Consider the following 21,847-nt stretch of genomic DNA (forward strand, 5'->3'; position numbering starts at 1 on the left):
GGACGTGGGTTGAACGTTGTCAGATCAGGGTGTCGGAGATGATGCGTGCCCCTGGAACGGGGCCGTGCACGGCGATGGCCGACAAGCCGTAGCGCCGCAGATCTTCTGCCAGGCCGTCCGCGGCCAGGGAGTCATCCGCGAGCAGGGCAACCGTGGGACCGGAACCGGACACGATGCCCGCGATGGCTCCGTGGGATTCGCCAATGCCAAGCGTATCGCGGAGTGACGGCGCCAGTTCTATGGAGGCGCGTTGGAGATCGTTCACCAGGACGCGGCTCAGGGCTTCGGCATCGCCGCTCCGCAGTGCGGTCAGGATCTGGGGGTCGACGCCGGTGGGCTCGGTGGCATTGACGCCTTCAGCGTCGCGCAGCCGGTCCAGGGTCCGGTACACCTCCGGGGTGGACAGGCCATAATCCGCCGTCACCAGGACCCAGTGGGTCTGCGCCTTCGCCAGTGCCGGGGACAGCTTGTCGCCCAGCCCCAGCCCAACTGCGGTGCCGCCCAGCAGGGAAAAGGGGACGTCCGCGCCGAGTTCTGAGGCCAGGTGGGCCAGTTCCTCCCGCGACAGGCCGCTGTTCCACAGCGCGTCGCAGGCCAGGAGGGTGGCTGCCGCGTCCGCCGACCCGCCGCCCATGCCGCCGGCCACGGGCACGCGCTTGGTGATTTCCAGGTGCACCCCGGTGGAGTGTTCAGAGACGTCCGCCATGATGGCGGCCGCTTTGTAGGCCAGGTTGTTGCCGTCCAGGGGGATGTCCACGGCGTCCAGGTCAAGCGTGCTGTCCGCACTGAGGCTGACTGTGATTCCGGGCGTTTCGGTACTGGTGGCCGCCACTTCCTCATAGAGGGAAACGGCGAGGTAAACGCTGGCTACCGAGTGATAGCCGTCAGGACGGAGCGGGCCGACATCAAGGGACACGTTGACCTTGCCCGGAGCTTTCACCCGGACCGTCCTCGCAGTGAACCGCCCTGCCACGGGTTTCACGCCCCGGCCTCCTTGGCTTCGGCGATCCTGGCGAACGCGGCGATGTCGATGACCTCGCCCCGGGCAGTGGGGTCGACGCCGGCTGCCACCAGGCAGCGTTCGGCCTCCGGCGCTCCCCCGGCCCAGCCGGCAAGGGCGGCGCGCAGGGTCTTGCGCCGCTGCGCGAAAGCGGCGTCCACCACGGCGAAGACCTGCTCGCGGCTGGCTGTAGTGGCCGGCGGTTCGCGGCGGGTGAAGGCAACCAGGCCGGAGTGGATCTTGGGTGCCGGCCAGAAAACGTTCATGCCGATCACGCCGGCCTTGCGCATCTGGCTGTACCACGCGGCCTTAACCGACGGGACGCCATACGTTTTCGATCCGGGGCCGGCAGCCAGCCGGTCCGCCACCTCGTCCTGCACCATGACCAGGCCGTGCTGCAGGCTGGGGAAATGCTGCAGCAGGTGCAGCACCACGGGCACGGCCACGTTATAGGGCAGGTTGGCCACCAACGCAGTGGGCTGGACCGGGAGTTCGGTGACCTTCATGGCGTCGGCATGGACCAGGTGGAAGGAACCCGCAGCGGCAGGCCGCCATTCCTTCACCGTCTCCGGAAGCTTCGCAGCCAGTACCGGATCGATTTCGACGGCGACCACGGAGGCTGCCGCGTCCAGGAGCCCCAAGGTCAGGGAGCCGAGGCCTGGCCCGACTTCGAGTACTGTTTCCTCCGGCCCCACGCCCGCGGCAGCCACGATCCTGCGGATCGTGTTGCCATCGATCACGAAATTCTGGCCCAGGGTCTTGGTTGGCCTGATGCCGATTTCCTCCGCCAGCCGTCGTATGTCGGAGGCACCAAACAAGGGTGCGGGCGCGGCGGGGTTGGGTTCAGTCACCTAGGTATCCTATCCCGCGCGCCGGTTCCGTCCGGTCCGGTCTATGCCCGCGGCCGGCCTGGTTAACGGCAGCGGCCGGGCCCGGAAAGTCCGGGCCCGGCCACTGTGCGCGGGCGGGCTGGTGCCCGCTCCTGGTCAGCTGGTGGCTGCCCAGCCGCAGCCCCACGGCTGCAGGCCGCGCTGTGCGTAAACGCGGTTGGCGATGTCGATTTGCTGGGCTTTCGTCGCAAGGCTGGCGTTCGGCGCATAGGCTCCGCCGCCGGATCCGATCCAGGTCTGGATATCGAACTGCAGGCCGCCGTAGTAGCCGTTGCCGGTGTTGATGCTCCAGTTTCCGCCGGATTCGCACTGGGCAATCTTGTCCCACATGGCTTCGTTCATGATGGCGGGGGCCGCTGCGCCGGTGTTGGTGCCGGCCGCGGGGGCCGGAGCTGCCTGGGCTACCGGCTTCGGCTTGGTGCCGACCGTGATCTTCTCAGCAACAGGCTGGACGGATACCGTCTCCGAAACCAGGGTGCGCGACGCTTCACGGCCATCCACCAGAACCAGCTTGTAGGTCTTTTCGATCTTTCCGGCGGCACCTGCCTGGGTGACTTCCTGTTCGCCCTTCAGAAGCTCGGCGCTCTCCGTGGTGACCTTTTCGAAAGGAACCTCGTCGGTGGTCACGGCGGTCTGGGCGTTATCCACGCGGGAGACCTTGATCACCATGTTGTTGACCACGTGGGCGTTGGCGGGCTGGGAAGTGCGGTCGTTGGCGCCGAGGGTCAGGCCGGCGTCTTCCAGTACCTTGCCAACCGTGGCTGCGGTGGTGGTGGCGGTATCCACCTTGCCGTCGGCGACGATGCTGACGGTCTTGGGAGTGGAGATCGAGACGAAGGATCCCGCGACGGCGAGCTGCGCATCCTTGGGAACCGAAACGGACGATGCGCTGGCAACGCCAAGCTCGGTCACCAGGCCTGCCACGTCCTGGGCGTTGGTGTTGACGGTCTTCTCTGCCCCGTCGAGGCTCACCTTGACCTCTTTGGCCTGGTTGACGTTGATGACGGTGCCGTTCTGGACGGAGGCGTCGATGGCCGGGGAGACCCGGTCGGTGGGCTTGAGCTCAAGGTTGGCACTCTTGACCACCTGGCCCACGGTACCGCCGAAGGTCTGCACGGATGTGACTTTGCCGTCGACGTTGAGCGTGACGGTTTTGTTATTGCCGACGAAGGCTACGAGCCCCACCACCAGCGCGCAGAGCACCAGCAACTGGGCGCCAACTTTGATAAAGCTGAACTTGCCGTCCGTTGTGAAGAACTTGACCACGATTGCCCATAACTTTAGGTCCATCCGGGCACGGGGATCGCGCAATAAAATGCCCGGCACCGCCTTGCATGAGGCAGTCCGGGCACCGTTGCGCCGCCACACTTCGCGCAACGGTCAGGCCGGAACAAGGTCCGGCACATCGTGCTGCAGAAAGAAGTGAATTACCCGCTGGCCTTCCCCGACCCCGGCTAATAGTTCTTCACTGTAACCGTAGCGTTATAAAGGGACCAACAATTTTGCATACCAGGTATTCCTTGGGGTGAGCAACAAAGCTGTTTCGTTACACCCAGGATCCGTACGCCCGCACGGTATTTTCGCTGATACCGGCGCACAGCGAGGCCAGGTCGGTATTTGTCAATTCAGCCATGGCACGCACCGTGTAGGGCACCATGTAGCTCGCGTTCGGCCGGCCCCGGTGCGGGTGGGGTGTGAGGAAGGGAGCATCGGTTTCCACCAGGACCAACGCAGGATCGGCGACGGCCAGCGCGGCACGCAGGTTTGTGGCGTTCCGGAAGGTGAGTGTTCCCGCGAAGGACATCCACCAGCCCTCCTGGTTGCAGACTGCGGCCAGCTCCTCATCACCCGAGAAGCAGTGGAACACGACCCGCTCCGGTGCGCCTTCCTCCCGCAGGACCTGCACCACGTCACTGTGCGCGTCACGGTCGTGGATCTGCAGTGTGAGGCCCAGGCGCTTGGCAATGTCGATATGGCGGCGGAAGGAGTATTTCTGGTGGACCAGGCCTTCGCCTTCGGTACGGAAGAAGTCCAGGCCGGTCTCCCCGATGGCCCTGATGCGCGGGTGGGCTGCCAGCTGCTCGATTTCAGCGAGCGCCTCTTCCAGCCCGCCGCGGGCCGCGTAGCGGGGGGCATCGTTGGGGTGCAGGGCAACAGCCCCGAGGAGCCGTTCGTCCTGGTCCACCGCCTGCACGGTGAAACGGGAGGACTCGAGGTCGCAGCCCACCTGCACCGCACCCTGGACACCCACCGCGGCGGCTGCATCCAGGGCGGCCTTAATGCCCACGGGCGCCTTCCCGTCGGGAAAATCGAGGTGGGTGTGGTTGTCCATGACCGGCACCGGCAGGGGTTCCGGGGCGGGCGGGAACTCGCGCTTCCTGCCGTTCTCAGGATCGGGTGCGTCCCCGGCAACGGGGCTGCGGTAAGCGTCGGGGATCAGCGTGTTGCACATCCCTCCAGCCTAACTGCGGAGGTTGGCCCCATTTTTGCCGGAACTCTCTGTCAGCTGCGGCAGTTGTGTTAGTAGTCTGGTACGGACAGATGCGAACGCCCACCGACGGGCGAAGGCAGGCTTACTTGTCCCGTCCAGGCGAGACCCCGGGCTGAAAGGTTGCCGATGGAATCCCACCGACGTACTGCCAACGATGTGAGCGCTGCTACCGGCAACCTGGCCGGCGTCCCGGACCCCGTCAGCCGCCTGAACGGGCACCGTCCGGCGGCGATGGACGGTGAGTCTTTCCACGCGGCAAGCCAGCGCATCCTGACAACGGTGAACACGGTAATCGATGGGAAATCGGATGCTGCAATGCTGGCACTGACTGTCCTGCTGGCGCAGGGCCACCTGCTGCTCGAGGACGTACCCGGCGTCGGGAAGACCCTCCTGGCCAAGACGCTGGCCCGGACCATCGACTGCACCGTCAACCGCATCCAGTTCACCCCTGACCTGCTGCCCTCCGACGTCACCGGGGTGTCCATCTACAACCAGGCGTCAAGGCTGTTCGAGTTCCGGCCCGGCGCGGTTTTCGCGAACATCGTCATCGGCGACGAAATCAACCGCGCGTCCGCCAAAACCCAGTCCGCCCTCCTCGAGTGCATGGAGGAGCACCAGGTCACCGTGGACGGCAACTCCTACCGGCTCGACGAGCCGTTCATGGTGGTTGCCACCCAGAATCCCATTGAGATGGAAGGAACCTATCCTCTGCCGGAGGCGCAGCGGGACCGGTTCATGGCACGGATCTCCATGGGCTACCCGGACAAGGACGCCGAGATCGAGATGCTCGAAACACATCAGGCCACCTCTCCGCTGGCCAAGGTCGCCGCTGTGGTAACCACGGCCGACGTGGCCGCCATGATCGCCAGCGTCCAGCAGGTCTATGTTTCGCAGGCGGTCAAGGAGTACACGGTTTCGGTGGGCAGGGCCACCCGGGAAAGCCCCCTCCTCCGGCTGGGCGCGAGCCCCCGTTCCATGCTGCAGCTGTTGCGTGCAGCGAAGGCCACTGCCGCCCTTGACGGCCGGGACTTCGTTTTGCCCGATGACGTGCTCCAGGTGGCAGAGGCCGTCCTGGCGCACCGCATCATCCTGGACCGGAAGGCGGCCGGAGCGGGCGAGACTCCGCACACCGTCCTGCGGGGCATCCTGTCGCGCCTGCCCGTTCCGCACACGCCGGCCGAGCCCGCCCGGCAGCCCAGGACCACCGGCAGGAGCCCTGCCCCGGTGGCCGGCGTGGGCAGGAACCACTAGGCGGACCCATGGCGCTGCTCGACAGACTGCCACGGCACCTCTTCACCCAGCGCGGCTGGGGAATGCTGGGGGCCGGCGCTGCTGCCCTCGCGGCCGCCCACGTCATGGGGCGGCGGGATCTCCTGACGCTCAGTGTCCTGTTGCTGGTCCTCCCCGTGGTTTCGCTGGCCGGCATCCGCCTGGTGAAGCCCCGCTTCCGCGTGTACCGCGAGTTCAATCCGTCCCCGGTGGAGACGTCTTCCCCCACCACCGTGCGGCTGGCGGTGGCCCGGACGGGAACCGCAAGCGGCCGGGCCACCATGGAGGAACGGCTGCCGCCCCGCTTCGGCGAGTCTCCCGTGTTCCGGTTCCCCTCCCGCTCAGCCACCGGCGGAACAAGCCGCTACGAATACCACCTGCGATCCGCCCAGCGCGGCCAGTTCAGGATCGGTCCTGTCACGGCCGAGTTCACGGACCCGTTCGGGCTCTCACTGCACCGCCAGGCCATTGACGACGGCGACACGCTCACGGTGACGCCTGCCGCCGTCGTCCTTCCCCTGACAGGGCTCGCCGGAGCCCGGGGAAACGACGGCGTTACCGCCACCAGAATCCGCGCAAACCCCAGCGACGACGACGTGATGACCCGTGAATACCGCCACGGCGACCCCATGCGCCGCGTCCACTGGGCAGCCACCGCCCGCCACGGTGCCCTGATGGTCCGCCAGGAGGAATCCGTCACGACGCCCGAGGCAACGATCGTCCTGGACCACCGCTTCATGGCCTTCTCCGGCGGGTCGCCGCCCACTTTGGCGGGACTGACCGCGCAGGACGGCCATTCCATGGTCACCAGCGAAACCTTTGAATGGTCTGTAGTAGCGGCCATGTCCATCAGCGCCCACCTTGCAGAACGCAACTACGGCCTGCGCCTGCTGGACACGCGCGGGGAACCGGCCTTCCTTCATTCGCCCTCGTCACCGGATCCCGAGGCCGAGGAGTACAGCGGGGCCTCCGGGCTCCAGTCCATTGCCGAGAGCCTCGCGGCCATCCAGCTCACCGGGCCACATCATCAGCGGCGCGATGCCAGGCTTCGGGAAATCGTGGGGCGCGAAGCACCTGGTCCAGAGCTTTTTGGCTCCCGGCACACCAGCAGCCAGGACGCCGGGCCCCCTTCCTTTGACGACCAACTGATGGACAAGCTGTCCGCGCACCGCATGCGCGGCCCCCTGATTGCCGTGCTCGGGAGGATTTCTCCGGAGGAGGCGCTGGCCCTGGCCCCTGCCGCCGGCTACGGAACCAACGCCTTTGCCATCGTTGTTGTGGAGAAGCCCGCCGAGTACTCCGTTGTCCTCGAGGCCCTCCGGCAGGGTGGCTGGCGGGCGGTGGCCGTTCCGCCGTCGGTCCCGGTGACCGCCGCCTGGGGCCAGTTTGACCAGGACGTTGAATTGCCGGCGCCAACAGCGGAAGTCCGGCGCGGAGCGGGAGTGGCGCGATGACCATGGCCCCGGCCCGGACCCCCGGCACCGGCAAACAGCCTGCTTCCCCGGCGGGAACATCCGCGGGGCGGCCAAGGGTTGGCGCCTTTCCGTGGGCCATGGCCGCCTCCATTGCCGTCGCAGTCTGCGGTGCCGCCCTGTCCCTGAACGGGGTGCTGAGGGGCTGGGCCTGGTACTGGCCGGTGCTCACCACAGTGCTGGTGGTAAGTTTCACCCTCGCCGCGCTGCGCGCCGTCCGGGCCCAACCACTGCTGGTGACCGCAGGCGGCTTCCTGTCCCTGGGCGCCATCCTCACCCTGACGTTCTTCCGCGGATCCAGCCTCCTGGGGCTGATCCCCACCGGCGCCACCTTCACCGAACTGCAGCGGCTGGTCCGCCGTGCCAGCGAAACCGTGCTGGCCGAAACCGCACCCGTGGCACCCAACGTGGGGATCGTGATGGTGATCTGCGCGGTGTTGGGTTTGGCGGTCATCCTGGTGGACGCGCTGGCAGTACCCCTCGGCATGCCGGCAGCCACCGGCGTGGGCCTGCTGGCCATCCTGGTGGTGCCGGCCATGATCAAGCCGCAGAGCGTGGGCTTCTTTGGTTTTACCGTCGCTGTCGCCGGGTACCTGATGATCCTTGCCTGCAGCCAGTGGTTCGCACCGGATGCCCGCACCCAGGCGGACTCGGCGCGGAACCCGGGGCAGGTCCGGCGGGCGGTGTTGACGGGGTCCGCTGCGCTTGCTGCCACCCTGCTGGTTCCGCTGGCCATCCCGGGATTCGACCAGGGCACCTTCCCGCAGGGTTCCCGGCTTAACCCTTGGGGCACCTCCACGGGCCTGAACCCGATGATTACCCTCGGGAACAGCCTGCGGACGCCGGACGGAAGCGGGCGGATCACGTACGCCACCAATGCCTCCGTCCCGCTGTACCTGCGGTCTGTCACCGTGGACCACTTCGACGGCGAATCCTGGGGCCCGGACGACCGGAACGCATCGCGGCTTCCCCTGGGCGGACGGATCGATCCCGGCTATGCAGTCCTGGCCGACGAACAGCTGCAGCAGGTGACCGCGATCGATACCGGGACCTTCACCAGCCCCTACCTGCCTGTGCCCTACGCCCCCGAAACGGTGCGCGGGCTGGACGGACGCTGGACCTGGGATCCCGCCACCTTGAGCATCAAGGGGACAGACGTCAGCTCCCGGCGGCAGGAGTACGTTGTAACGTCCTCAGTGCCCAAACTGTCGGCAGGGCTGCTGGCCCAATCATCCAGCGGGGTGCGGGACATCCCCGACGATTTCACCAGGGTCCCCGGCAACGTTCCGGAGATTGTCAGGACCACGGCCGGCACGGTGGCCGGGTCCGCCAGCTCACCTTACGAAAAAGCGATGGCCATCCAGCGGTACCTCCGGTCGGCGGAGTTCACCTACTCGCTGCAGTCACCGGTGCAAAACGGCTACGACGGGAACGGGCTCTCCGTCCTGGCCGACTTCCTGGACCAAAAGAGCGGCTACTGCATCCACTACGCGTCGGCAATGGCGGTCATGGCACGGCTGGAAGGGATCCCCAGCCGCATCGCCGTGGGTTATGCCCCGGGACGGCTGACAGGTGCCACGGTGACGGTGGCAGGCCAGGGTACGCTGCCCGAGTTCGAGGTGGACGCCCGCGATGCCCATGCGTGGCCGGAGCTGTACTTCCAGGGCCTGGGCTGGGTACCTTTCGAGCCCACACCCTCCCGCGGCGTCGTCCCCGAATATGCCACGGAGTCGTCCGCCCCGACTGCCCCCGGGTCGCTTGACAACAATGACGACCTGATTCCCGACGCCACTCCGGCCCCCGCCCCGGTCCCCAGCGCCACGCCGCTTCCGGCCCCGGGGACAGGCGGCGGCAGCGACGATGGCCTGCAGCTCCTGCCATGGCTGTTCGGGGCCGGCGGAGTCCTGGGCGTTGCACTCCTGGCCGCCTCGCCGCATCTGGTCCGGACCGCCATCCGTGCCCGGCGCCTCCGCCCGAGGGATCCCGGGGACGCCGTCCCCCTGGCCTGGACTGAAATGCTGGACCTGGGCACCGACTACGGCGTAGCCCCGGGCTCCAGCGAGACCCCGCGGGCCTATTCCACGCGGCTGCGTGGGCATCTGGGGGAACCCGGCGGGATGGACGAGGCGGCCCACCGCGCCGCGGTTGCACTCACCGCAGGCTTCGAGCGGAACAGGTTCGGCCCGCCCCCGCCGTCAGCCGGCGGACAGGATGCGGACGACGGCGGACGGACCGGGACAGGCGCAAAAGGCGGCGCCGCGTCGGGGCAGCTGGCTGCCTTGGAGCTTGCGTTGCGCGCCAATGCCACCTTGCCGCAGAGGCTTCGGGCCGCGTGGCTTCCACCGTCCGTGATGGGACGGCTGGGGCGGATCATTGGCGCCCCCTTCAGGGCCGCCGGCCGGGCGTTGGCTGTAACGGCAAAAGCCGCCGCACGCTCCTGGCCCGTGCGTTCACGGTAGGGCGGGCGGCGGCTCCAGTTGGTGCCGTCCGGGGATTACCCGGCGTAGGGATCGGCGATGCCGATGTACTGGGTGTACAGGTATTCCTCGATGCCTTCGAGGCCGCCTTCGCGTCCCAGGCCGGACTGCTTGACGCCGCCAAAGGGTGCGGCGGCGTTGGAGATGACGCCGGCGTTCAGGCCGAGCATGCCGGTTTCGAGCTTTTCGCCCATCCGGATGCCGCGGTTGAGGTCCTTCGTGAAGACGTAGGCCACCAGCCCGTATTCTGTGTTGTTGGCCAGGCGCACGGCGTCGTCCTCGCTGCTGAAGGTGATGATCGGTGCCACCGGCCCGAAGATCTCCTCGGACAGGATGCGGGTGCCTTCGGTAACGCCCGAGAGGATGGTGGGCTGGTAGAAGTAGCCCGGGCCCTCCACCGGTCCGCCGCCCAGGACGGCCTTCGCGCCGGAGGCAACGGCGTCGGAGACCAGCTCATGGACCTTGTCCCGGCTCTTGGCGTCGATCAGCGGGCCCACCTTGGACTCCGGCTCGGTGCCCCGGGCGGTGGTCATCTCCTTCATCTTCGCGGCGAACTTCTCCGCGAACTCGGCTGCCACGGATTCGTGGACGATGAAGCGGTTGGCCGCGGTGCAGGCCTCGCCCATGTTCCGCAGCTTCGCGAGCATGGCGCCGGCGACGGCGGCATCCAGGTCGGCGTCCTCGAAGACGACGAAGGGGGCGTTGCCGCCCAGTTCCATGGAAGTGCGCAGCACGGTCTCGGACGCGTCAGCCAGCAGGCGGCGGCCCACCTCGGTGGAACCGGTGAAGGACAGCTTCCGGAGCCGGGCATCCTTGATCAGCGGGCCCGTTGTGGCGCCGGCGGTGGAGGTGGGGATGACGTTCAGGACACCGGCGGGCAGGCCGGCTTCCTGCATCACGGCGGCGAACAGCTGGGAGGTCAGCGGGGTGAGGTTCGCGGACTTCAGGACCATGGTGCAGCCGGCCGCGACGGCCGGGGCGATCTTGCGGGTGGCCATGGCCAGCGGGAAGTTCCACGGGGTGATCAGCAGGCAGGGGCCAACGGGCTTCTTGGTGACCAGCAGCCGGGACTTGCCGTCCGGGGACACCGAGTAGCGGCCAAAAGCACGGACGGCTTCCTCGGAGAACCAGCGCAGGAACTCGGCACCATAGGTCACCTCACCCCGGGCTTCGGCCAGCGGCTTGCCCATTTCCATGGTCATCAGGAGCGCGAAGTCCTCGGCGCGTTCGGTCACCAGGTCAAAAGCCCGGCGCAGGATTTCGCCGCGTTCACGCGGCGGGACCTTCGCCCATGACTCCTGCGCGGCAGCGGCGGCGTCCAGCGCCGCGGCGCCATCCTCGGCGCCGGCGTCGGCAATGCTGAGCAGGACGTTCCCGGTGGCGGGATCCTCGACGTCGAAGGTCTTGCCGGAGGCGGCGGCGCGCCACTCACCATTAATCAGCAGTCCGGTGGGGACAGAGGCCAGAAGCCGGCTTTCGCGGTCCGCGGTAACGGCTGGCTGTGCAGTGACAGTCACGATGACTCCCTCGTCAGTAGGGTTGTTGCAGCCCTGCGGCGGCGGCCGGAGTGACCGGGCTCATCAGGCTGATTAACTGTCAGACTACTGCGGGCCACCGCCCCGGTCTACGCCGCGGCGCACTGCCCCAACGCCGTTCTCCTGTGCATCTGCACAGCAGCAACCCGGCCCGTCGGCTACCGTCAGCGGGCCGCCAACACGGCCGAATAGAGCTCCCTTTTGCTCACCCGGACGTCGTCCGCAACAGCAGCCACCGCTTCCTTGAGCCGGATGCCCTGGGCCACCAGTTCGTTGACCGCGGCCACGTGGTCCTCGGGCGTGCCGGCAGCCTGTTCGGGCGCCCCGCCAAGCACAACGGCGATCTCGCCCCGGACCTCCGTATCCTCAGCCCACTGCAAAAGCTCGCCGAGGGACCCGCGGATGACTTCTTCGTAGGTCTTTGTCAGTTCCCGGCACACGGCGATGGGCCGCTCAGGCCCGAACCGTTCCCGCAGTGCCCGCAGCATGGCTTCGAGGCGGTGCGGCGCCTCGAAGAACACCATGGTCCGGCGTTCCCCGGCGAGGTCTGCCAGCCGGGAGGCGCGTTCCCCGGATTTCCGTGGGAGGAACCCTTCGAAGCAGAACCGGTCGGTGGGCAGGCCGGACAATGCCAGGGCAGTCAGCACAGCCGAAGGGCCCGGCACGGCGGTAACGGTCAACCCCGCCGCAACGGCACCTTCCACCAGCCGGAAGCCCGGATCGGACACGGAGGGCATGCCGGCGTCCGTGACCATCACAAGGGTGCTGCCGGTCCGCACCTGGTCCAAAAGCTCCGCCGTCTTCGTCGCCTCGTTGTGCTCGTGGTAACTGATGACCCGGCCGGCCACTGTGACCCCCAGGCTCTGGACCAGCCGGTGCAGGCGGCGGGTGTCCTCTGCCGCGACGATGTCCGCCGTTCCCAGCAGCTCCACGAGCCGGGCGGAAGCGTCACCCGTGTTTCCGATCGGAGTGGCGGCCAGGACAATGCGTCCTGGCGCTGCCGGGCCGGATTCTGGAGGGGTGCTGGGGTTAGGGTCCACGCCACCAGCCTACTGCTGAGGGGGACTGCGGCCGCAAAAGGTAGCATGGGGCTCGTGACGCAGACCTCGACGCGGCCGCCCGGAGCCGGACACGCCGCTCCCGCCGCATCCGGTACGGCAGCTACGGAGGCTGCGGCGGAAGGCCGGGGCGCAGGATCAGGCGGCCGCGGATCCCGTACCTGGATCAGGCCCCCGGAAGAGGCGTTCACCCGTGAAGCGCTGCAGGAGCGGCTCCTGGGAGGGGTCCGGTCCTGGCGGGACTATCCGCCGTCGCTGCGCCTCTGGTTCCTGCTCGTCCCGGTCCTGACGGCAGTGGCCGGAGGCATCCTCCGGTTTGTCCGGCTGGAGACTCCGCAAAAGCTGGTCTTCGATGAAACGTACTACGTCAAGGACGCATACTCCTTCCTCATCAGCGGCTACGAACGCAACTGGCCTGACAAGGCGAACGATTCCTTCAATGCAGGTGACCCCACGGTCCTGCTCAGCTCCCCCGAGTACGTGGTCCATCCGCCGGTGGGCAAATGGATGATCGCCGCCGGGATGTGGATTTTCGGTGCGGACAACGCCTTCGGCTGGCGCTTCGCGGCAGCCCTGACCGGAACCCTCTCCATCCTCCTCGTGTCCCTGATCGCCCTGAAGCTGTTCCGGTCGCTGCCGCTGGCCGGTGCCGCGGGCCTGCTCCTGGCCGTGGACGGTCACCACCTGGTGATGTCACGCACCTCCCTGCTGGACATCTTCCTGATGTTCTGGATCCTCGCCGCCTTCGGCGCACTGCTGCTGGACCGCGATGACGGCCGGCGCCGGCTCGCTGCCCGGCTGGCACAGGCCGCGACCCGGAACGGCGGACTGCCGCCGGCTGCCCTGCTGCTGTCCGGGCCCTGGCTGGGTGTCCGCTGGTGGCGGGTGGCCGCGGGCCTCTGCCTGGGCCTGGCCGTTGGCACCAAATGGTCCGGACTGTTTTTCCTCGCCGGGTTTGGCCTCCTGACGGTCTTCTGGGACCTCAGCGCCCGGCGGGTGGCGGGAATCCGCGGCTGGATCAGCGGCGGCGTCATCAAAGACGGAATCCCCGCTTTCCTCAGCATGGTCCCCGTTGCCGGCCTGGTGTACGCGGCGGCGTGGACAGGCTGGTTCCGCTCGGAAGATGCCTACTTCCGCAACTGGGCTGCGGGCAATCCCTCCCCTGAATGGGGCTGGCTGCCGGACTCCATCAGGTCCCTGGCCCACTACCACCGCGAAGCGTACACCTTCCACCAGGGCCTGGGATCCGACCACCCGTACGAGGCAAGCGCCTGGAGCTGGCTGGTCCTTGGCCGGCCGACGTCGTTCTTTTACGAATCCCCTGAGCAAGGCACGCCGGGGTGCGACGTGGCCAAGTGCACCTCGGCCATCCTGTCCGTGGGCAACCCCCTGATCTGGTGGGGTGCCGCCATCTCGCTGGTGGTCCTGCTGTTCTGGTGGGCCGGGCGGCGGGACTGGCGGGCCGGCGCAGTCCTCCTGGGCGTGGGCGCCGGATACCTTCCGTGGTTCCTTTACCCGGAGCGGACCATGTTCTACTTCTACGCCGTGTCATTTGAGCCCTTCCTCATCCTGGCGCTGGTGTATTGCCTGGGCCTCGTTCTGGGCCGGGCTGCGGATCCGCCGTGGCGCCGGCGCTCCGGGCTGTACCTGGTGGTGCTGTTCGTGGCGGCCGCCGTCCTGCTCTCAGCCTTCTTCTACCCGATCTGGGCAGCAGAGATCATCCCCTACGTGGACTGGAAAGTCAGGATGTGGATGCCGTCCTGGATCTAGGGCAGGATTGCATCAGAGCCCCGATCGAAGCCGCTGCCGCGGCCTGGCAGCGGAACGGAGACCATCTGTGAGGGAAGCAAGCATCGAACTGCTGGTTGAGCTGGATGCTGACAGCAACGTCACGGACCTGCTGTTGGAACAGCACGCCGCCAACCCGGCCCATGCCCTCTACCGTCGCAAGGGCCCCAACGGCTGGGTGGATGTCCCCACCGGAAAATTCCTGCAGGACGTCAGTGCGCTGGCCAAGGGACTCATTGCAGGTGGACTGGAACCCGGTGACACCGTGGCCGTTATGTCCGCCACCTCCTATGAATGGACCTTGGTGGATTTCGCCATCTGGTTCGCCGGCGGGGTGACGGTCCCCATCTACGAGACGTCCTCCGCACGCCAGGTGGAGTGGATCATCCGCGACGCCGGGGTGCGGCGGGTGTTTGCGCAGGACCAGGCGACGGTGGACCTGGTTTCCGGCGTTGTTGCCGGCTCGCCCCCGCTCCGCGACCGCCTGGTGAACGTGGTCAGGATGGACGACGACGGCGCGGCACCGAACCTTGCCAGCCTCGCCGCCGCGGGGGCCGGAGTCAGCGACGCCGAGCTGGAGCGGCACCGGGGCCGGGCAGGGCTGGACGACGTCGCGTCCCTCGTCTATACCTCGGGCACCACAGGCAACCCCAAGGGCTGCGAGATCACGCACGGGAATTTTGCGCTGGTGGCCAGGAACATCGTCGCGTTCCTTCCGGAACTGCTACTGAAGGACCAGGCGCGCACGCTGATGTTCCTGCCGCTGGCCCACGTCCTGGCGCGGGCCGTCCAGGTGGTCTGCCTCGCGGCGGGGGCCACCCTGGGGCACACCCCGGGGGCGGCGCAGCTCCTGGATGACCTGGGGACATTCCGGCCCACGTTCCTCCTGGTGGTCCCGCGGATCTTCGAAAAAGTCCGGGCCACCGCCGCCCACAAGGCAGCAGTGGCCGGGAAGGGCCGCCTGTTCAAGGCTGCCTCGGCTGCGGCCATCGCCTACTCGCGGGACCTGGACAGCCAAAGCCGCGGCGACGGCCCCGGCCCCGGCCTGCTGCTGAAAGTCCGGCACGGGCTGTTTGACCGGTTGCTCTATCCCCGGCTCCGCCAGGCGCTGGGCGGCCAGGTAGGGTACACCGTGTCCGGCGCCAGCCCGCTGGCGCTTGAGGACGCGCACTTCTTCCGCGGGGCAGGCATTCCCGTGCTGGAGGGGTATGGCCTGACCGAAACAACGGCTCCGTGCACGGTCAACACTCCAGCACGCACGCGGGTGGGAACGGTGGGCATCCCCATTCCCGGCACCACCATCCGGGTGGCCGAAGACGGGGAGATCCTGGTCAAGGGCATCGGCGTCTTCAAGGGTTACCACAACAACCCCGCGGCGAACGCCGAAGCCTTCGTGGACGGCTTCTTCCGCACCGGTGACCTCGGCAAACTGGACCGGGATGGCTACCTCACCGTTACCGGCCGGAAGAAGGACCTGCTGGTGACCGCAGGCGGCAAGAACGTGGCACCCGGGCCACTCGAGGAAACCATCCGCTCCCACCCGCTCGTGGGCCATGCGGTGGTGGTGGGCGACGGCAAACCGTTCGTGTCAGCCCTGGTGACCCTGGACCCGGAGGGCCTGGACAACTGGCGCTCCGAGCGCGGCCTGCCGCCGCTCCCCCGCCGCGAAGCCGTCGCGGATCCCGAGGTGGTCAAGGCGGTGCAGGAAGCGGTGGATCAGGCCAACCTGCTCGTGTCCAAGGCCGAATCCATCCGTTCCTTCTCGCTCCTCGATACAGAATTCACCGTGGAGTCCGGACACCTGACGCCGTCGCTCAAACTCAAGCGGGCCGCCGTCGTGCAGGACTTCCAGGCGGACGTCGCCCGGCTTTACGCCTGACCCTCCGCCGCCGGCTCCTCGCGCAGCAGCCCGCGGCGGCGGCGTGTGGGCCAGGTGAGGACCAGCGTCACCAGCGCCGTCAGGAGCACCAGGCCTGCGATCACCAGGCCGGCGTCAATCCAGAACTGGCCGGGGAACAGGCGGATCAGGGTGTCGTCGAGGCTGAAGGTCCAGGACCCGTCGGCGAAGAATATGCGGTGGAAATCGGTGAAGAACTGCTGCCAGCCCAGGACAGCCAACGTGCCGAGGCCCAGGATGAGGACCAGGGTGACGATGGAACCCGCGAACAGGCCCCTGCGGACACCGCCCCTGCTCCGCTTCCGCAGGTACAGGACGGCGATGAGGCCCAGGAGGAGCAGCAGCGCACCGGCACCAAAGGTCGACAGGATCACCGCCTTGACGTCGGCCATGTGGCTGACTTCGCCGTCCTTGAACAGTTTGTCGCCGCTGCGGTGCACCAGGTCCCCCAGGTACCGCGGACCTGCCCAGTTTGTCAGGTAGTCCACCGCGTAGGAGCCATAGGTCATGCGGTCGTCCGTGCTGAAGCCGTAGCCGTCGCCGGGGAAGCCGGGGCGGTTGTATTCCACCCACAGGAACAAGGGACTGGTCACTGCGCGCACGGCAAGGACCAGGAGGACCACCGGGAAGAAAATGGCAAGGAGGACCTGCATCACCCGCGGGGCAACCGGCTTGGCGTTGGCGGCGCTCTCCCGCTCTGCGTTGCGGCGCGCCACCTCCTCCTCCGGCGGACGTACGTGCAGCGCGGACGTGGGAAGGGGTTCCTTGAAGACGGGCGAACTGCCGTGGCCGGTCGACCCGTCGGAGTCCGACGGGTCGACCGTCTCCGATGCGGCGGCGGCCTCCGTTGGTGCTGCCCCGCCGGACGGTTCGGCGGCAGCCTCAGCGGCTTTCCGGCCTGCCCTGCTGTCCGCCTGGGGAGTAATGGTCGAGTCGGGTTCAGGGGTGTCGGCCTGCGATGACACCCGGGAAGACCCCACGGACGGGCCTTCGGCGGTGGAAGTGCCTTCGGCTTCCGTCCCGGCGTCGCCCTTTCCAGCGGGCGTCAGCCAGGAAAAAGCGGGCTCCTCGGAGTCCCCGGACGTATCCAGGAAAGGGTCCGGCTGCGGCGCGGCGCTCTTGGCGCGGGCCGGTGTTTCGTCTTTCACAGCAGCGTCACTTCCGTTGGGTTTTCCGTGCCGCGCGAGGGTCCGCCGGCGCGGCGCTCTATCTGTTGACGAGCCTACAGTCCGGGCCTTGGCGTGGGCGAGGAACCACCCCGGCGGTATTACAACGATTCAGGCAGCGATTTCCGTGTAGCCGGCATCCCCGGGACGAAGGTCACCACGTTCCCCTGAGAGGTAGGCGCGCCTGCCCCAGACCAGGACGTAAACCCAGTAAGAGGCCAGCACTCCGGCGCCGATGCTGATCTTCGCCCACACCGGCAACGGGCTGGGCGTGATAAACCCCTCCACCAGTCCGGACACGAAAAGCACCAGCACCAGGCCGAGTGCCACCGTTATCAGCGACCTGCCCTCCTCCGCCACCGCCCGGCTCCTGGTCCGCGGGCCCGGTGACACCATGGCCCAAAAGACCCGCAGCCCTGCAGCGCAGGCCACAAACACTGCGGTCAGTTCCATCAGGCCGTGCGGCAGGATGTAGCTGAAGAACACGTCGGACTTGCCCGCGGCAGCGAAGACCCCGGCTGCAATGCCCACCCCCTGGGCATTGCTGAACAGGATCATCGGGACCCAGACCCCCGTAATGCCGAGGGCTACGGCCTGCGCGCTGATCCAGGCGTTGTTCGTCCAGACCGCGCCCGCGAAGGACGCCGCCGGGTTCTCCGAGTAATAGTCGATGAAGTCTTCCTCGACATACTGTTGGGCGGCGGCCTCGGAGGCTACTGCCCGCAGCGCCTCGGGCGACGTGCCGATCCAGAGGGCATAGGCGGCACCGATGAGGATGAACGCGGCCCCGCAGGCCAATGTCAGCCAGGTAAGCCGGTAGAACGCGGCCGGAAGTGCCACCACGAAGAACCGTGCGAGGTCCGCCATCGGGTTGGACCGTGCGCCGGTGAAGCGGGTCCTGGCCTGGGCCAGCGTGGCCGACAGTGAGGCGGAAAGGCCGCTTTCGGGGGCGACGGAGCGGATGAGGGACAGGTGCGAGGACGTCGACTGGTACAGCGCCAGCAGTTCATCGGCCTCACGTCCGCTGAGCCTGCCCTTTGTGGCAAGGTGGTGCAGCCGTGACCATTTGTCCGCGTTCACGGCGGAGAAGGCGTCCATATCCACGGGCCCAGCCTAGTGCCACCACTAGACTTTGACCGTCTGCACCACGAGCCGCGAGGAATGGGTACGCACTGTGAGTTCGATAGTCACCGGCGAGGCAGTAGTCCTGGAACTGCGGCCCGCATCGTTCGCGGCCCGTGCGTTGGGCCTGGTCCTTGATGTCCTCTTCAACGTCGTGCTGCTCGTGGGAATCCTGATTGGCCTGGCCGCGGCCGGTGCGGACCTTGATGAGGCAGCCATGCGCGCCCTGGTCCTTTCCAGCGTGGTCTTTTGCCTGGTGATCGTTCCGGTGGCGGTGGAGACACTGAGCCGGGGCCTGTCACTGGGCAAGCTGGCGACCGGCCTGCGCGTGGTGCGGGACGACGGGGGCGCAATCCGCTTCCGCCATGCCGTGATCCGCGGGCTCACGGGGTTCCTCGAGATTTACCTGACCTTCGGCGGGCTGGCGCTGTGCGTAGCCCTGTTCAATGACAGGTCCCGCCGCCTCGGCGACCTGCTGGCCGGAACCTATGCCATCCGCCGCCGGGTTCCCGTGGAGCAGGCCGTGCCGGTCTTTGTACCGCCGAAGCTGCGTGCCTGGGCGGCCGCGGCGGATATCGGAAGGATCCCCGATGCGACGGCGCGCAGGGCCTCCCAGTTCATCCGCCAGGCGGCCAGGATGGCCCCGCTGTCACGTGCCGGAATGGCCGCATCAATCGCCACCGAACTGTCAGCCCACGTGGCTCCCGCCCCGCCCGCCGGAACCAGCCCGGATGACTACCTTGCCGCCGTCGTCGCTGAACGCCGGAACCGGGAACTCACCAGGCTGACGCAGCAGCGGCGGCGCAACACCGAGGTGGGCGAGCGGCTCCAGCGGCTGCCTTTCAGCAGTTGACGTCAGTTGTCGTACTCGCTCCAGGGAATGTTCCAGTCACCGAACCCATCGTCGTGCGCGGCGTAGTCGCCTTCCGTGTTCACGATCTGCACCACGTCGCCGGTACCCATGTTCTCGAAGACCCAGGCGGCGCCGTCGGGGGCAAAACCGATGCAGCCGTGCGAGACGTTGGTGTTGCCGATGAAGGGGTAGGCGGACTCGAGGGCCTGGTGGATATAGGCTCCGCTCAGCGTCAGCCTGATGGTGTACTCCACGTCCACGTCGCCGTAGTAGGCCGGATCGTCGGGCTTCAACCCGATGCTGGAGGCCCGGAAGTGGTCGTAGCGCTTCTTCTCCATCAGCACGCCGTAACCGCGGGCGGACGGGAAGCGCTTGTCCCCCATGCTGACCGGCAGCGTCTTGACCGGCTGGTCGTTGATGCTGAGGGTGAAGGTATGGGCAGCGGCGTCGGCGACAGCCACCTTCTTATCCCCGATAGCCACGTTGACCTTCTTGTTGAAGTTGGCAATCTGCCCGTTGCCCAGGTCCACGCCGAAGAGCTGCATGTCCATCGCAATGGTGGAGTTGGCGGCCCAGAAGCCCTCCGCCCGGTACCGGACCATGGTGTCGCTGTGCCAGTGGAAGGCTCCCACCTGGCCTGCGCTGCTGGTGATCTTGATGGCCTTCTCGACGGCGTCGCGGTTCAGCACGGGTTCACTGAAGATGATCTGCAGCGGCTGCCCCACCCCCACCTTCATCCCGTCAAGGGGGTAGATGGCCGCGTCAGCCTCATGCGAGCTTGAGACGGTGCTGAAGGACTGCGTTGTGCTCGTTTCGCGCCCCGCGCCGTCCTTGACCACCCAGGTGTAGCTGTAATCGGTATTGAATTCCAGCGGCCCGGACGCGGACCAGCCGGTGCCCTGCGGGTCGATGCGGCCTTCCACCGTTTCACCGGAGGTACTGGTGAGGGTCACGCGCTCGATGGTCCCGTTGCTGACCTTGAGCGAAACGGGGGCGGCAGGATTGACCTGTTTGGCACCGTTCGCGGGTGCCGCATCGAGCTTCACCGGGGCGATCACGGGCGAGGCGATGCCCGGAGACGACCGGACGGCGGAGCCGGCTTCGGATTCCAGGGCGCCGCCCGCGAGTCCCGGCGCGACGGCGGCGAAAACACCGCCGGCTGCTGCGAGGAGGCACACCACGGTGACGATGAGAATTTTCTTCAAGGTCCGCGGGCGGCGGGGGGCTTCGGGCTCCATATTCCGATCCTAAATGCTGGAAGTAACAACCCGGGTGCGCTTGGCACCCGGGCACTTTACTTCTTAGTAACGATAGTGTTCGGGCTTGTAGGGGCCGGCGACGTCGATGTCCAGGTACTCGGCCTGGTCCTTCGTCAGCTCCGTCAGCTCCACGCCCAGGGCGTCGAGGTGCAGGCGGGCCACCTTTTCGTCCAGGACCTTGGGCAGGACGTACACCTGGTTTTCGTATTCGCGTTCGCCTTCGGGCTGGTCCTTCTTGGTCCACAGCTCAATCTGGGCGATGGTCTGGTTGGCGAAGGAGTTGCTCATCACGAAGGACGGGTGTCCCGTGGCGTTGCCCAGGTTCAGCAGGCGGCCCTCGGACAGGACGATGATGGAACGCTCGGACGCAGTTCCTGCGTCGAACACCCACTCGTGGACCTGCGGCTTGATCTCCACCTTCTTGATGCCGGGGATCCTGGCCAGGCCTGCCATGTCGATCTCGTTGTCGAAGTGGCCGATGTTGCCGACGATGGCCTTGTTCTTCATGCCGGCCATGTGCTCGGCCATGATGACATCCTTGTTGCCCGTGGTGGTGATGAAGATGTCCCCCTGGGCCAGGACCGATTCGAGCTTTGCCACCTGGTAGCCGTCCATGGCAGCCTGCAGGGCGCAGATGGGGTCGATCTCGGTCACGATCACGCGCGATCCCTGGCCCCGCAGTGCTTCCGCGGCGCCCTTTCCGACGTCACCGTAGCCGCAGACGACGGCGACCTTGCCGCCCATGAGCACGTCCGTGGCACGGTTGATGCCGTCCGGCAGGGAGTGCCGGATCCCGTACTTGTTGTCGAACTTGCTCTTGGTCACGGAGTCGTTGACGTTGATGGCGGGGAACAGCAGCTTGCCCTGCTCTGCCAGCTGGTAGAGGCGGTGGACGCCCGTGGTGGTTTCTTCGCTGACGCCCTTGATGGTGGAGGCGGTGCGCGTCCACTTCTGCGGGTCGGCTGCGATGGAGCGCCGGATCACGTCAAGGAAGATGCCGTACTCTTCGGAATCGGCGGGGCCGGCGGAAGGGACGTTGCCCACGGCCTCGAATTCGGCGCCCTTGTGCACCAGCATGGTGGCGTCGCCGCCGTCGTCCAGGATCATGTTGGGTCCCAGTTCGGGGTTGGACTCCGCACCCGGCCAGGTCAGGATCTGTTCTGCGGTCCACCAGTATTCCTCGAGGGTTTCGCCCTTCCAAGCGAACACCGGGACGCCCTGCGGGTCCTCAGCGGTGCCTTTGCCCACCACAACGGCCGCGGCGGCCTCGTCCTGGGTGGAGAAGATGTTGCAGGAGGCCCAACGGACCTCTGCGCCAAGCGCGGTCAGGGTTTCGATGAGCACGGCGGTCTGCACGGTCATGTGCAGCGATCCTGCAATCCTGGCGCCTTTGAGCGGCTGGCTGGGGCCGAACTCCTCGCGCAGCGACATGAGGCCGGGCATCTCGTGCTCGGCCAGGCGGATCTGGTGCCGGCCTGCTTCCGCCAGGGAAATATCGGCAACCTTGTAATCGAACGTCATGGGTGGTCCTTTGCTGTGTCCGGTACTGCTTCGTCCGTGAAGGACGGCG

The 21,847-nt window shown here is 67.3% G+C and carries 16 protein-coding genes; 6 read left to right on the forward strand and 10 right to left on the reverse strand.

Annotation, left to right across the window (positions count from 1 at the left end; all coding sequences use genetic code 11):
* Positions 1-19: 19 nt before the first annotated feature.
* From DXK94_RS06595 to DXK94_RS06610, 4 genes are all read right to left on the reverse strand, one after another.
* Positions 20-982: a 4-(cytidine 5'-diphospho)-2-C-methyl-D-erythritol kinase gene (locus tag DXK94_RS06595; protein ID WP_115524347.1), complete on the reverse strand. Its 963-nt coding sequence runs from the start codon at positions 980-982 to the stop codon at positions 20-22.
* Positions 979-1,851: a 16S rRNA (adenine(1518)-N(6)/adenine(1519)-N(6))-dimethyltransferase RsmA gene (gene rsmA, locus DXK94_RS06600; RefSeq protein WP_115524348.1), complete on the reverse strand. Its 873-nt coding sequence runs from the start codon at positions 1,849-1,851 to the stop codon at positions 979-981. The genes DXK94_RS06595 and rsmA overlap by 4 nt, the downstream gene beginning before the upstream one ends.
* Before the next feature lie 135 nt (positions 1,852-1,986).
* The gene (locus DXK94_RS06605; RefSeq protein ID WP_115524349.1) at positions 1,987-3,156 is read right to left on the reverse strand and encodes a resuscitation-promoting factor; all 1,170 of its coding nucleotides are present in this window, start codon (positions 3,154-3,156) and stop codon (positions 1,987-1,989) included.
* Positions 3,157-3,436: 280 nt separating this feature from the next.
* Positions 3,437-4,342 carry a TatD family hydrolase gene (locus DXK94_RS06610; RefSeq protein WP_079595659.1) on the reverse strand — a complete coding sequence of 302 codons (906 nt, stop codon included), beginning with the start codon at positions 4,340-4,342 and terminating at the stop codon, positions 3,437-3,439.
* Positions 4,343-4,507: 165 nt separating this feature from the next.
* On the opposite strand from DXK94_RS06610, the gene DXK94_RS06615 reads away from it, so the two are divergent.
* From DXK94_RS06615 to DXK94_RS06625, 3 genes are read left to right on the forward strand one after another with little or no spacing between them, the layout of a single operon-like run.
* Complete coding sequence (locus DXK94_RS06615; protein WP_115524350.1) at positions 4,508-5,632, forward strand: MoxR family ATPase; 1,125 nt, start codon at positions 4,508-4,510, stop codon at positions 5,630-5,632.
* 8 nt (positions 5,633-5,640) lie between these two features.
* A complete protein-coding gene (locus DXK94_RS06620) occupies positions 5,641-7,104 on the forward strand; it encodes a DUF58 domain-containing protein (protein WP_115524351.1) in 1,464 nt (487 codons plus the stop codon).
* A complete protein-coding gene (locus DXK94_RS06625) occupies positions 7,101-9,581 on the forward strand; it encodes a DUF3488 and transglutaminase-like domain-containing protein (RefSeq protein WP_115524352.1) in 2,481 nt (826 codons plus the stop codon). The genes DXK94_RS06620 and DXK94_RS06625 overlap by 4 nt, the downstream gene beginning before the upstream one ends.
* A 35-nt stretch (positions 9,582-9,616) precedes the next feature.
* Here DXK94_RS06625 and DXK94_RS06630 read toward each other — a convergent pair whose 3' ends face one another.
* Both DXK94_RS06630 and rsmI read right to left on the reverse strand, forming a co-directional pair.
* Positions 9,617-11,116 carry an NAD-dependent succinate-semialdehyde dehydrogenase gene (locus DXK94_RS06630; RefSeq protein WP_079595663.1) on the reverse strand — a complete coding sequence of 500 codons (1,500 nt, stop codon included), beginning with the start codon at positions 11,114-11,116 and terminating at the stop codon, positions 9,617-9,619.
* A 182-nt stretch (positions 11,117-11,298) separates the two neighbouring features.
* Positions 11,299-12,174, reverse strand: a complete 876-nt coding sequence (gene rsmI / locus DXK94_RS06635; RefSeq protein WP_079595664.1) for a 16S rRNA (cytidine(1402)-2'-O)-methyltransferase — start codon at positions 12,172-12,174, stop codon at positions 11,299-11,301.
* A gap of 45 nt (positions 12,175-12,219) precedes the next feature.
* Between rsmI and DXK94_RS06640 the strand changes: the two genes are divergently transcribed.
* Positions 12,220-13,962, forward strand: a complete 1,743-nt coding sequence (locus DXK94_RS06640) for a dolichyl-phosphate-mannose--protein mannosyltransferase (RefSeq protein WP_115524353.1) — start codon at positions 12,220-12,222, stop codon at positions 13,960-13,962.
* A gap of 67 nt (positions 13,963-14,029) precedes the next feature.
* Complete coding sequence (locus DXK94_RS06645; protein WP_115524354.1) at positions 14,030-15,859, forward strand: long-chain fatty acid--CoA ligase; 1,830 nt, start codon at positions 14,030-14,032, stop codon at positions 15,857-15,859.
* On the opposite strand, the gene DXK94_RS06650 is transcribed toward DXK94_RS06645, so the two are convergent.
* Together DXK94_RS06650 and DXK94_RS06655 are read right to left on the reverse strand one after the other, a co-directional pair.
* Positions 15,850-17,025 (reverse strand): TIGR01906 family membrane protein, encoded by a 1,176-nt coding sequence (locus DXK94_RS06650; protein ID WP_115524355.1) that lies wholly within the window; start codon positions 17,023-17,025, stop codon positions 15,850-15,852. The genes DXK94_RS06645 and DXK94_RS06650 overlap by 10 nt on opposite strands.
* 129 nt (positions 17,026-17,154) lie before the next feature.
* The gene (locus DXK94_RS06655; RefSeq protein ID WP_181039483.1) at positions 17,155-18,147 is read right to left on the reverse strand and encodes a stage II sporulation protein M; all 993 of its coding nucleotides are present in this window, start codon (positions 18,145-18,147) and stop codon (positions 17,155-17,157) included.
* Positions 18,148-18,217: 70 nt separating this feature from the next.
* On the opposite strand from DXK94_RS06655, the gene DXK94_RS06660 reads away from it, so the two are divergent.
* On the forward strand, positions 18,218-19,018 hold the full coding sequence (locus DXK94_RS06660) for an RDD family protein (protein ID WP_079595669.1): 801 nt from the start codon (positions 18,218-18,220) through the stop codon (positions 19,016-19,018).
* 2 nt (positions 19,019-19,020) lie between these two features.
* Here DXK94_RS06660 and DXK94_RS06665 read toward each other — a convergent pair whose 3' ends face one another.
* Positions 19,021-20,256 (reverse strand): Ig-like domain-containing protein, encoded by a 1,236-nt coding sequence (locus DXK94_RS06665; protein ID WP_079595670.1) that lies wholly within the window; start codon positions 20,254-20,256, stop codon positions 19,021-19,023.
* Between the two features lie 63 nt (positions 20,257-20,319).
* The gene (gene ahcY, locus DXK94_RS06670; RefSeq protein WP_115524356.1) at positions 20,320-21,798 is read right to left on the reverse strand and encodes an adenosylhomocysteinase; all 1,479 of its coding nucleotides are present in this window, start codon (positions 21,796-21,798) and stop codon (positions 20,320-20,322) included.
* Positions 21,799-21,847: the final 49 nt, after the last annotated feature.

The organism is Arthrobacter sp. RT-1 (assembly GCF_003367205.1).
Classification (GTDB): Bacteria; Actinomycetota; Actinomycetes; order Actinomycetales; family Micrococcaceae; genus Arthrobacter.